Origin of the sequence: Paenibacillus taichungensis, from assembly GCF_013359905.1 — a bacterium.
GTDB lineage: Bacteria > Bacillota > Bacilli > Paenibacillales > Paenibacillaceae > Paenibacillus > Paenibacillus taichungensis.
This window is the reverse complement of record NZ_JABMCC010000106.1, coordinates 82174-94486: the sequence shown is the minus strand read 5'-3', so window position 1 is coordinate 94486 and position 12313 is coordinate 82174. Positions and strand designations below refer to the sequence as shown.

Annotated in this window: 9 protein-coding genes; all 9 read left to right on the top strand. The window is 47.6% G+C overall.

Annotated elements, in window-relative coordinates:
* Positions 1 to 51: 51 nt before the first annotated feature.
* The 9 genes from HP548_RS11345 to kduI all read left to right on the top strand — a co-directional run bounded on the left by HP548_RS11345 (position 52) and on the right by kduI (position 12296).
* On the top strand, positions 52 to 1068 hold the full coding sequence (locus tag HP548_RS11345) for a LacI family DNA-binding transcriptional regulator (RefSeq protein WP_175381687.1): 1017 nt from the start codon (positions 52 to 54) through the stop codon (positions 1066 to 1068).
* 157 nt (positions 1069 to 1225) lie between these two features.
* Positions 1226 to 3556 (top strand): glycoside hydrolase family 65 protein, encoded by a 2331-nt coding sequence (locus tag HP548_RS11340; protein WP_175381686.1) that lies wholly within the window; start codon positions 1226 to 1228, stop codon positions 3554 to 3556.
* Between the two features lie 27 nt (positions 3557 to 3583).
* Positions 3584 to 4870, top strand: a complete 1287-nt coding sequence (locus HP548_RS11335) for an ABC transporter substrate-binding protein (protein ID WP_175381685.1) — start codon at positions 3584 to 3586, stop codon at positions 4868 to 4870.
* Between the two features lie 59 nt (positions 4871 to 4929).
* Positions 4930 to 5826 (top strand): carbohydrate ABC transporter permease, encoded by an 897-nt coding sequence (locus HP548_RS11330; RefSeq protein ID WP_053780124.1) that lies wholly within the window; start codon positions 4930 to 4932, stop codon positions 5824 to 5826.
* 14 nt (positions 5827 to 5840) lie between these two features.
* Complete coding sequence (locus HP548_RS11325) at positions 5841 to 6683, top strand: carbohydrate ABC transporter permease (protein ID WP_076291229.1); 843 nt, start codon at positions 5841 to 5843, stop codon at positions 6681 to 6683.
* 56 nt (positions 6684 to 6739) lie between these two features.
* On the top strand, positions 6740 to 8941 hold the full coding sequence (locus HP548_RS11320; protein WP_175381684.1) for an alpha-L-rhamnosidase-related protein: 2202 nt from the start codon (positions 6740 to 6742) through the stop codon (positions 8939 to 8941).
* Between the two features lie 18 nt (positions 8942 to 8959).
* Positions 8960 to 9649 (top strand): beta-phosphoglucomutase, encoded by a 690-nt coding sequence (gene pgmB, locus HP548_RS11315; protein ID WP_175381683.1) that lies wholly within the window; start codon positions 8960 to 8962, stop codon positions 9647 to 9649.
* A 21-nt stretch (positions 9650 to 9670) separates the two neighbouring features.
* Complete coding sequence (locus HP548_RS11310; RefSeq protein WP_175381682.1) at positions 9671 to 11314, top strand: alpha-glucosidase; 1644 nt, start codon at positions 9671 to 9673, stop codon at positions 11312 to 11314.
* Positions 11315 to 11456: 142 nt separating this feature from the next.
* A complete protein-coding gene (kduI, locus tag HP548_RS11305; RefSeq protein WP_076291293.1) occupies positions 11457 to 12296 on the top strand; it encodes a 5-dehydro-4-deoxy-D-glucuronate isomerase in 840 nt (279 codons plus the stop codon).
* Positions 12297 to 12313 lie beyond the last annotated feature (17 nt).

Genomic DNA, 12313 nt, shown 5'->3' with positions numbered 1-12313 from the left:
ATCCGTATACTCAGAAATATAAGTAATCCGAAACGTTTTGGAGGAAAGCAATTGGCTACAATTAAAGACATATCACAAATGACGGGATTTTCGATTACGACCGTATCCAGAGCTCTGAATGGGTACTCGGACGTCAGCGATAGTACGCGCAAACGGATTAAAGAAGTCGCCGAAACCCTGAATTATAGTCCGAATGGTCTAGCGAGAGGCCTGGTCATGAAGGAAACCAAAACGCTGGGGTTGCTCGTATCAGGCATGACGTACAAAAACATCGATAACAACTTTGTTTTCGAAGTGCTTTGCGGAATTAATGATAGCGCTGCCAATTCAGATTATGATCTGATTTTGTTCAGCACGAATACAGCGAAGCAAAAGATGAAAACGTACACACAGCTGTGCAGGGAACGAAAGGTGGATGGCGTCATTCTTCAGGGTGTGAAGACGGATGATCCGTATTTGCAGGAAGTATTGGATAGTGACATTCCTTGTGTATTAATTGATATCCCCATTCACAGTGAGTATGTTGGTTTTGTATCAACGAATCACAAACAAAGTGCACAGACTGCTGTAGAGCACCTTATCAGTTTGGGTCATCGGCAGATTGCCATGGTGAATGGTTACCCAGAGGCTTTTGTTTCCAAGGAGCGCTATGAAGGATATTCCGATGCAATGAGCAGCGCAGGATTCAGCTTGAAGCCTGAATGGATCGTAAACGGGAATTTCACGGAAGAGGAAGCACAGCAGCAAGCAGCAGAGTTGTTGAAGGCTTATCCGGAAATTACAGCAATCTTTTGTGCAAGCGACATGATGGCTCTGGGTGTAATGAAGGCTGCGAATGAACTAGGTATCACTATACCGGATGAATTGTCTGTAGTGGGATTTGATGACATTCCGACAGCCGCTTATTTTCAACCACCACTCACCACCATCGGACAGAACATGTATCAGTTGGGACATGAAGCTGCAAACCTGCTGATGGGCATGCTGAGATCGGAAAACAGCCCCAAATTTAATATTTTGCAAAATGAATTGGTTTTGAGATCCTCGACAGCCAAACCAGGTCGCTGAGTTTAGCTGAGAAATACGGTTCGCGAGGGATTGCAAAATTACCGAAATGAAGAGAGCACCGAAATGTTTTATAAAATCCGAAACGTTTCGGTATTATTTTCACTCAAATCCAAAACGTTTCGGATACATCATAAGATAGACATAGGGGGAGTACACATTGCTGAAATACGATGCAGGACAAGGAGAATGGAGTAACTGGCTGGTAACTGAAACCGGGTTTGATCCGGCTCATCAAGGGAAAGGCGAAGCTGTACTCTCACTTGGAAACGGCTACATGGGACTTCGCTCCGCAACGGACGAGAATTATGTTGGACAAGTGCGGAACTGGTTCGTAGCTGGAACCTTCAATAAGTTTGACGAACATGAAGTAACTGAACTCCCTAATGCAGCAGATGTGACGGAGCTTTCAATCACCCTGAATGGGGAAACCTTCAGCTTGGAAAAAGGAAGAACGATCAGCTACAGTCGTCAACTGAATCTCAAAAATGGTGAGCTGACTCGTAACGTGGTATGGCAGAGCCCAACAGGAGAAAGCTTTGAACTTCAATTCCGTCGTTTTGTTTCCTTGAGTAACCGTCATCTGGTTGGTTCATCCGTAAGCATCAAGCCACTGGATGGTCAGGCGCGTGTTCACATTGCATCCGGTATTAATGGACAATGGACGAACTCGGGTGCGCAGCATTTCACAGAAGGCGAAAAACGGATATTTGAAAAGACATATATTCAAATGACGTCAACGACGACACAATCTGCTATTGATTTTGTAACCAATACGGTGCACCACTGGCAGCTGAATGGTGAAAAGGTTGAGCCGGAACTGCGTCAAACGATGGGACGTCGCAAGGTTGGCATCGAAGGCACAGTGTCCGTGGAAGCTGGACAATCGGTAACACTGGAAAAAATCTCGAATGTGCATACTAGCCGCGATCTGGTGTACAGCAACGGTGGATATTCACTGGATCAAATGCGTGAATCGGCCCTGACAGAGCTGAAGCAAGAGTCGCAAAAAGGGTATGATCAGCTATTTCGTGAAAGCGCTAACTCCTGGGCGGATACTTGGTCCACGTACAACATTGAAGTGCACAGCACAAGTGGTTATGACCAGCTTGCCATCCGTTTTGCCATCTATCACCTCGTCATTATGACACCAGCGCATGATAATCGCATGGGCATCGGGGCGAAAGGATTAAGTGGTGAAGGGTACAAGGGACATTCCTTTTGGGATACGGAAATCTTCATCCTTCCATTCTTCATCTACAGCAACCCCAAGATCGCAAGATCCTTGCTGGAATATCGATATCAGGGGTTGGATGGAGCTAGAAGTAAAGCCAAGGAGAACGGATTCGAAGGAGCCATGTATCCATGGGAAGCAGCCTGGATCGAAGATGGCGAAGTTACACCGGTATGGGGAGATGTAGATATCGTAACCGGAGAACAGACGAAGATCTGGTCCGGCTTCATTGAACAGCATATTACCTCTGACATCGCTTATGCCGTTTGGCATTACGTCCAGTCTACAGGTGATGAGGCGTTCATGGATCAATATGGCTACGAAATCATTTTTGATACAGCAACGTTCTGGGCCAGTCGCTTGGAGTGGGATGAGGCCAAGGGCCGTTATCATATCAATGAGGTTGTTGGACCGGATGAGTATAAGGAACATGTGGACAACAATGCATTCACCAATCATATGGCTCACTTCAATATGGAACTGGCCATTCAATATTATGAAAAGCTTGAGCAGGAAAAACCTGAGTTGCTCAAGGCATTGTCTGTGAAGCTTGACCTGACATCCGCTCGGGAAGCGTGGAACAAGCTGGACCAAATGTATCTGCCAGGTCCAAATGAACAAGGACTTATTCCACAAGATGATACTTACTTGCAGAAGAAAGTCATTGATCTTACCCCATATAAAAATCAGACGAAAGTCGCCAGTATCTTCAATGACTACAACCTGGATCAGGTTGGTGAAATGCAAATTTCGAAGCAGGCTGACATTATGATGCTTTTCTTCCTGCTTGAAAATAAATTTGAACCCGCTATCAAACGTGCGAACTATGACTACTACGAGGAAAAAACATTGCATGATTCCTCACTGTCCCTATCGACGCACAGTATCCTTGCCAGTGATTTCGGTGATCGTCCGCTCGCATATGATCTGTTCCGCCGGGCTTCAGAGATTGATCTGGGGCCGCATATGCACTCTTCGGATGCAGGTATCCACTCAGCTTCGCTGGGAGGAATATGGGAATGTGTGGTGATGGGATTTGCCGGAGTTCGCATGTTGGATGGCCAGCTTCATCTCGATCCAAAGCTGCCTGAGTCCTGGAACAGTCTGAAATTCCCGCTCTACTGGCAAAACCAGCTGTTGCATATCACAATCACGTCCGAGGGTATTCTAATCGAGAGTGATGCAGAGGAAGAAATTTCTCTCCTTCTGTCCGGTCAGAAAGTTACTTTCAGCAAACGGTTTCAAACCTTGGTTTAATATAAATCCATGTGGGAGGTCATTTAAATGAAAAAAGGGTCCGCAAGTTTGGTCATGATGCTGATTTTGGTATTCGTATTATCCGCGTGTTCTTCAGGTGGAAGCAACAGTGCAGAAGGTGGAAAAGGAGAAAAAGTAAAACTTACCTTCTCTGTATGGGGAGATGTCAACTCCGGTGCGGATGAAGTGAAGCTTGCGGAAGAGTTCAATGCTGCACACCCGGATATCGAAGTGAAGTTTGAGCCAATTCCAAGTGAAGGTTATGGAACAAAACTCACTACATCCCTGGCAGCAGGTCAGGCACCAGACGTATTCCTGGTTGGTGAAGGTGACTACTACAAATACGTGGATAAAGGTGTAATTGAGCCGCTTGACGATTATTTGAGCAAAGACACCGCGTTTAATCTGGATATTTTCCAAAAGGATCTCATTGAAAATATGAAAATCGAAGGCAAACAATACTACTTGCCTAAAGATTTCAACCCACTTGCTCTGTGGTACAACAAACGTATGTTTGACGAAGCGGGAATCCCTTATCCAACAGATGAATGGACATGGGATGACATGATTGCAACTGCACAGAAACTGACTAAAAAAGACGGCAATAAATATACTCAATTCGGATTCAACGCAGGCAAATGGGAATATCCGATCTATACGTACCTGTGGGATTACGGTACAGACATTGCGAATGACGATGGAACAGCTGCAGAAGGCTACATGAATAGTGAAAAAACGATAGCGGCAATGGATAAATACGTCTCTTGGTCCCAAGGAGATAGCCGTGTATCCCCGACGCCACTGGATTCCGAGACGCTTGGCGGAGATTCATCGATGTTCATGACAGACAAGCTCGCTATGATGATTACAGGTCGTTGGATCAAAGGTGACCTCGACAAATCCGATGTTCAATATGGTTCTGCACTTATTCCGCAAAATACAGACGGTACTCGTTCAAGCATCATCGCAAGTGCGGGTTGGGCGATCAACGCAGCCGGTAAAAATAAAGAAGCGGCTTACGAACTGGTGAAATGGCTCTCGGGTACAGATGCACAGAAGCTTCGCTCTGCAAACGGTAAAGTACTGCCAGCGACTGTGAAAGAACTGGACGAAGTCAAAGCCAAAGAAGTAGCAGACAAACCGGTCATCGAAATGATGGATTATGCTAAAAAACCGGTAACTATGCGTTCTACAAACGGACCTGTGTTTGTTGAAGAATTCACCAAGGCGCTGGAAAAAGTGCTGCTTGGCAAACAGGATGTCAAAGGCGCTCTGGATGAAGCTGCGAAGAACGTTGACAGCAAAATCAAGTAAAAACCATGCGGGTGAGTCGGCTGCCATGCTGATTCACCCTCTTCATCAAGGAGGCTGCTATGCGTAATTCTAAATCCGAGCGTGCCGGGTATTGGTTCATATTGCCCTGGCTTATAGGCTTGTTGCTCTTTACCATTGGTCCAATGTTGTTTTCCCTGCTGTTGGCTTTTAGCAAATGGGATATTATTACCGGCGTACAATCGATTGAATGGGTTGGTCTGGATAACTTCAAAACGATGTTTCATGATGAGTTGTTCTATCAATCGTTGAAAGTTACCTTTATTTTCGCTCTGGTATCCGTACCGCTGTATCAAGTAGCATCACTACTGATCGCCTTGCTGCTGAATATGCGGAACAGAGGGATGAAATTTTTCCGATTGATCTATTTCATGCCTTCCGTTATTCCGGCTGTTGCGGCATCAATGATGTGGATTATGATTTTTAATCCGGAATACGGCATTCTGAACCGGGCGCTTGCCTTTTTCGGCGTACAAGGGCCAGCTTGGCTCCAAGATCCGAGTTATGCGCTGGGCGCACTGATTGTCATGGGTTTGTGGGGCGTCGGTAATACGATCATCATTTATTTGTCGGGCTTGCAGGGAGTTCCCGAAGAGCTGTATGAAGCTGCCAATCTGGATGGCGCTGGACCGTTTCAACGGTTTTTCAACATTACATTGCCTATGATTTCTCCAACGGTGTTCTTCAACGTAATTATGGGGATTATCGGCGGATTCCAGTATTTCACACAAGCATTTGTTATGACCAACGGGGGACCGCTGAACTCGACCTTGTTCTATAACTTGTATCTGTACAATAAAGCTTTTACCGATTTTGAAATGGGTTATGCTTCGGCATTGTCCTGGGTATTGTTCATCATCATTCTGGCGTTTACGCTGCTGGTTATCCGCAGTTCTTCGATGTGGGTCTATTACCAGGGCGATAACGAAAAGGATTGAGAGGAGGACAAATGATGAATCAAGCAACGACACGGAAACCGGTCTACTCGAAACTATTCTCTATGCTCATGCTTCTTGCTGGTGCGGCCGTCGTGCTGATCCCGCTGTTATGGACGTTTGCAACATCTCTTAAAACACCCGCGGAGGTGTTCAAAGATGATTTTTTCCCGGCTGTATGGATGTGGTCTAACTATAAAAATGCCGTTCTGGCCATCCCGTTTTTTACATTTTTGAAAAATACGCTGATTATTCTGATTCCGGTATTAGTCGGTACCGTATTCTCGTCTGCCCTATGTGCGTATGGTTTCGCCCGGTTTAACTTCCGCGGCAAACGCACGCTTTTCTTGGTGCTATTGGCGACGATGATGCTGCCTTCACAGGTAACGATGATCCCGATGTTCATCATGTTCAAGGAAATCGGCTGGGTTGATACATTTTTACCACTCATTATCCCTGCATTCTTCGGTGGCGGAGCGTTTAACATCTTCCTGATCCGCCAGTTCATGCGCGGTATTCCGCGTGATCTCGATGAGTCCGCTTTTGTAGATGGAGCAAACAAAATGCAGATTTTCACTAAAATCATGCTACCACTGTCCATGCCGCCACTGATTGCCGTATCGATCTTTACTTTTATGGGCGTATGGAATGACTTCCAGGGACCACTCATTTATCTGAACTCTAGTGAGAAGTATACGTTGGCTCTCGGATTGTCCATGTTCAAAGGGCTGTATAACGTGGAATGGAACATGCTGATGGCTGCAACGATGCTAATTATGCTTCCGCCACTCCTTGTGTTCTTTGTTGCACAAAAATACTTTATTGAAGGCATTTCCATCTCTTCTGCAATCAAGGGCTAATCGTCTGTATTAATAGAAGAGATAAGCGGTGAGCCAAACCGCAGAGGAGGACTACCATGGCCACATTAACAAGCAGACATCCTTTTAATTTGTATTATAACGCAGGTGAATATGTAAAGATTTGCGGTACCCAGGACGGATACTTTCCCGACTTTGGGCATCATATGGCTAACGAAATGGGCGGTGTATGGCTGCATCCGATCAAGCTACTGGATGGCTTCTGGCTGAAGGTAACCGATCTGGATCGCAACATTGCGGTATGGGCAAGGGCAGACGGATTCACAAGTGAATCCTGGGGCGGAAGTCGGTTCGATTATGATCACGGATTGAGCCACATTCCGGTATCCATTGAACGCAGTCAGTTTGCCCCCGATTATGAAAAAGGCATGGTCGCAGAATATGAGATCAGCTCTTACGGAAAAGGAACAACCCGGCTTAAGCTGGAGCTGCTGTCACGTACCGATCTCCGTCCAGTGTGGTATTCCGATGAGATCGGAATTATCCCAGGAGCAGGTGAAACGGCAGAAGCCATTACTTCGCGCAAAGTCATCGTCAAAGATGATGCCCAAGACTGGTATGCCATGATTGGAAGTGACCTGCCTGGAGTGGAAATGACAGTTGGTCCTGAAATATACGGACCAGAACTGACGGCAGGCAAGGGAATAGGCATTTCTTTTGTAACCGAATGCGCACTGGAGGAGAAGGATGTGTTCCGCTTCCGGTTATTTGTTGCCGGTTCGGAGTCATCCCGTGAAGCCTGTGAGCAGACTTATGCAGTTATCGAACGTAACCATGTCAGCTTGAAAGAGCAGAAGCAGCAGCTCTACGACAAGTTGGATCAGCGCGCAGTGCTGACCATTGAAGGCGAAGATGAGCTGAACGAGCAATTTGCCTGGGTGAAGCGCAATAATCAGTGGCTGGTGCAGCAAGTGGACGGAATTGGTCGTGGTTTGACGGCAGGTGGACCCACGTATCCGTGGTGGTTCGGCTGTGACAGTACGTATGCGCTTCAGGGTGTTCTTGCTACGGGAGATCATCAACTGGTGCGGGATACATTGAATCTGTTGCTGGAGAAATCCAAGGAAGCGAACGGCAATGGGCGTTTTGTGCATGAAGTGACCACGATAGGTGCGGTGTCTAATCCCGGCAACACGCAGGAGACGGCACACTATATCGCCTTTGTGTGGGAAATGTTCTTGTGGACCGGAGACGATGCACTTCTGCGCGAGCATTATGACTACTGTGTTCAGGGAATCGACTGGCTGCTGGGTGAGATGGACCCGGACGGAGACCTCTTCCCTTCCGGTTACGGCATCATCGAGATTGCCGGATTGAATATGGAACTAATTGATAGTGCCGTATATACAGCCAAGGCACTTCAGGCGCTGGAGCGTATGAGTCTCTATTTGGGTGAAACGAAGCGGCACGAAACATATCAAAAACAGGCCGAAAAAGCGATACGAGCAGTGAATGATGTGTATTGGTCTGAAAAAGACAGCCTCTATGCGGATGCCGTTGCACCTATTTCCGATATTTTGCCCAAGGTGGATTACATGGTTTCTCTCGCTGAAAAGCAAGGGATCACAGACTACCGGGAGTACGTGGAAGGATTGCTTGCCGATGCAGGTGAGAATCAGAAAGACCGCGGTTGGCTGCTGAACAAAAACTGGGTCATTGTCACTCCAATGGAAGCAGGAATTGCCGATCAGGACAAAGCACAGCGTGCGCTGGAAGCGATGCGAAACCGCGACTTCATTGGTGAATACGGTACGTATCTTGCTGCCATGTATCAACAGGGCACGATGACAATCTCTACCGGAGCACATGCGGTTGCAGAAGCGGCATACGGGCATCCGGATCACGCACTGGATTTACTGCGCCGGATGGGAAAAAGCTTCTCACGTGTAGTGCCGGGTTCATTCTCGGAGATGTCCCCGGACTACGGCTGTGTCGTGCAGGCGTGGACCATCTATGCACTTGCTGTACCAGTGGTACGACACTTCTTCGGCGTTCAACCGGAAGCACAGCACCGTCGTGTAACTTTATCACCTGATATGCCGCAGGCATGGGGCAACAAAACATGTACTCTGGAGCATCTGATGGTAGGCGATGCGGAGTTTGATATTCATTTTGAATCTCGTGAGGGCAAACGTTATGCGAGCATTTCCAATGCATCAGGCTGGACGGTTGTTCTGGACTGGAAAGGCGAGAGACGGGAAAGCAACGAGAAACGAATTGAATGGCAACTAGAGCAATAACATGGGGAGGAACGGGTAATGAAAGGGAACGGAGCACTTCAAGCCGTTATTTTTGATTTGGATGGTGTCATTACCGACACGGCGGAGTACCATTATGTAGCGTGGAAAAAGCTGGGGGAATCGCTGGATATTCCGTTTGATCGGGAGTTCAACGAGCAGTTAAAGGGCATTAGCCGCGGAGAGTCGCTGGCGCGCATTTTACGTCTGGGTGGCAAAGAAGATGCGTATTCGGCAGAGGAAAAGGAAGAATTCGCAAGCCGTAAAAACAAATATTACGTCTCGTTGCTGGACTCGCTGACACCGGAGCACACCTACCCTGGAATCCGGGAATTGCTGCTTGAGCTGCATGCCTCCGGCATTCCTGCGGTGATCGCCTCGGCCAGCAAAAATGCTCCTCAAATTCTGAAGGCGCTGGAGTTGGACTCACTCTTCCGTTATGTGGTTCATCCGGATTCCGTACCACACGGTAAACCAGCACCTGATCTGTTCCTGCGTGGAGCAGAAGAAGTGGGTGCTGACGTTAAAGCCTGCATCGGCATCGAGGATGCGCAGGCAGGTATTGAGGCCATCAAATCCGCAGGCATGATCGCCGTGGGTATTGGTGAAGAAGTTGTACTTAAAGGTTCTGGAGCGGACGTAGTGCTGAAAGATACTACACAGCTCACGCTGTCCTTCCTGGAGCGTACGTTGCAGGAGCACAGCCATTAAGCAGAAAAGGGGAGATGCAGCATGAACCGGGCATGGTGGAAAGAAGCCGTTGTATATCAGGTGTACTGGCGGAGCTTCCTGGATGCGAATGGGGACGGCATCGGGGATTTGGAGGGCTTGATGCTCAAGCTCGACTATATTAAAAGTTTGGGTATTGATGTCATCTGGCTTAATCCCATTTATGAATCGCCGGATAAAGATAACGGATATGACATAGCGGATTATTACCGCATCATGGCGAAAGCCGGAACGATGGAGCAGTTCAAGCAATTGCTGGACAAGGTACATGAACTGGGCATGAAGCTCATTATGGATCTGGTGGTCAATCATACATCAGAGCAGCATGCATGGTTTGAAGAATCACGTTCATCTGTCGATAATCCGAAACGCGACTGGTATATATGGAAGCCAGGGAAACCGGATGGCCCACCGAACAACTGGCGATCCTATTTTGAACCTTCAACGTGGACTTACGACGAGCGGACGGGAGAGTATTATTTCCACTCCTTTGCCAAGGAGCAGCCTGATCTGAATTGGGAAAACCCCGAGCTGCGTGAGGAGATTTACCGGATGATGCGTTTCTGGCTGGGTCAGGGCATTGATGGCTTCCGCATGGATGTTATTAATCTGCTTGCCAAGCTGGAAGGTTTCCCGGATGCGGAGCACCCGGAGAACATTGATTATCTGGGCAATAATCCAGGCATTCATGAATATTTGCAGGAAATGAACCGGGAGGTTCTCCAGCATTACGACATCATGACTGTAGGAGAAATTCCGTTTGTCACACCAGAGGATGGCCTTCTGTATGTGGGGGATAATCGGAAAGAGTTGCATACGTTATTCCATTTCCAGGTGGCGGATGACATGCCTACTTGGGATCTGAAACGGTACAAGGAAATTCAGGAGAGCTGGTATGAAGCTTTCCGACATGAAGGTTGGAACTCCCAGTTCCTGAACAATCATGATCACACAAGGCAGGTTTCAAGGTACGGGAATGATGGACAATACCGTGTGCAATCCGCCAAACAACTGGCAACCATGATTCATACCCTTCCGGGAACACCGTATGTATTCCAGGGAGAGGAGATAGGCATGACGGGTGTCCGGTTCTCTTCCATTGATGAATATCACGATATTGCAATGAAGAACAAATATAAGGAAGAAATCGGTAAAGGCCGTGCGCCAGATGAAGTGCTCCACAGTCTTCAGCCGCTGAGCCGGGATAATTCCCGCACACCCATGCAGTGGGACAGCAGCAAGCATGCCGGGTTTACCGAAGGGCGGCCGTGGATGCAGGTCAATCCCAACTATGAAGAGATTAATGTGGAGCGGGATTTGGCTGCGCAGAACTCCATATTTGCATATTACCAGCAGCTGATTGCCCTGCGTAAAACAGACGCGGTTATGGTCTATGGAGATTATCGTGACCAATCGGCAGGGGAAGAGCATGTATATGCATATAGCCGCAGTCTGGATGGAGAGACATGGCTTGTCATTCTCAATCACTCGGACCGGGAGCAGTCCTATCGTCTGCCTGCTTCATTTGCTGATCGAGCCACGAATGCCCACTTGATCATTGGCAATCTGGATCGGTCAACCTCGGATGAGGTTAGAGAAGGTACCCTTCGTTTGCGTCCTTATGAGGCGCTCATTTACTCCTTATAATATATAGCGAGATCACAAGAGCCTGGCGGGGATTTTCCCGTTGGGTTCTTTTATTTTCAAAAAAAGGTACACAAAAGATACAAAATAAACTAAAATGAACTTATATGAACATTATCTGACTAACGAAAGGAATGGATTAATGATGCAAAACCGTTATGCTGCACACCCGAATGAAGTAAAAAACTATGATACATCCCGTCTGCGCGAGGAATTCCTGATGGAGCAATTGTTTGCCACAGATGAATTGGTAACCGTTTACTCTCATGTAGATCGTTATATTGTAGGAACGGCTGTACCTCAAAGCAAGGATATCGCACTTGAAGTGAATCTGAAGGATATCGGAACGAACTTTTTCCTGGAGCGTCGTGAAATCGGTATCATTAATGTTGGAGGTCATGGAACTGTGACAGCTGACGGCCAAGGATACGAGATTGGTGCGAAGGAATGCCTGTACATCGGCAGAGGTGTAAAAGAAGTTGTGTTCAAGAGCAACGGCAACGATCAGCCGGCTCAGTTTTATTTTGTATCTACACCGGCTCACCACACATATCCAACAGTAAAAGCAACGCAAGAACAAGCTCAGCCGAACCACCTCGGCAGTATCGAAAGCTCGAACGAACGGACAATCTACCGCTATATCCACCAGGGAGAAGGCGGAATCCAGAGCTGTCAGCTGGTGATGGGCATTACGGAACTCGACAAGGGCAACATGTGGAATACCATGCCTGCACATACCCACAACCGCCGTTCCGAAGTATACTTATATTTCAACCTGCCGGAAGATGGTGTCGTATTCCATATGATGGGCGAGCCAAACGAAACACGGCATTTGGTTGTACGTGACCGTCAGGCCATCATCTCTCCTAGCTGGTCCATCCACAGTGGTGTCGGTACGAGCAGCTATACGTTCTGCTGGGCAATGGCTGGTGAAAACCAGACGTTCGAGGATATGGACGGCGTGGCGATGAAGGACCTGAAATAGGCGCGTAAATTCCAAAG

Bases quoted from the DNA above. Each gene is read 5' to 3' on its own strand.
- pgmB (WP_175381683.1), top strand. From the start codon at position 8,960: ATGAAAGGGAACGGAGCACTTCAAGCCGTTATTTTTGATTTGGATGGT.
- HP548_RS11310 (WP_175381682.1), top strand. From the start codon at position 9,671: ATGAACCGGGCATGGTGGAAAGAAGCCGTTGTATATCAGGTGTACTGG.
- HP548_RS11325 (WP_076291229.1), top strand. From the start codon at position 5,841: ATGAATCAAGCAACGACACGGAAACCGGTCTACTCGAAACTATTCTCT.
- kduI (WP_076291293.1), top strand. From the start codon at position 11,457: ATGCAAAACCGTTATGCTGCACACCCGAATGAAGTAAAAAACTATGAT.
- HP548_RS11335 (WP_175381685.1), top strand. From the start codon at position 3,584: ATGAAAAAAGGGTCCGCAAGTTTGGTCATGATGCTGATTTTGGTATTC.
- HP548_RS11320 (WP_175381684.1), top strand. From the start codon at position 6,740: ATGGCCACATTAACAAGCAGACATCCTTTTAATTTGTATTATAACGCA.
- HP548_RS11330 (WP_053780124.1), top strand. From the start codon at position 4,930: ATGCGTAATTCTAAATCCGAGCGTGCCGGGTATTGGTTCATATTGCCC.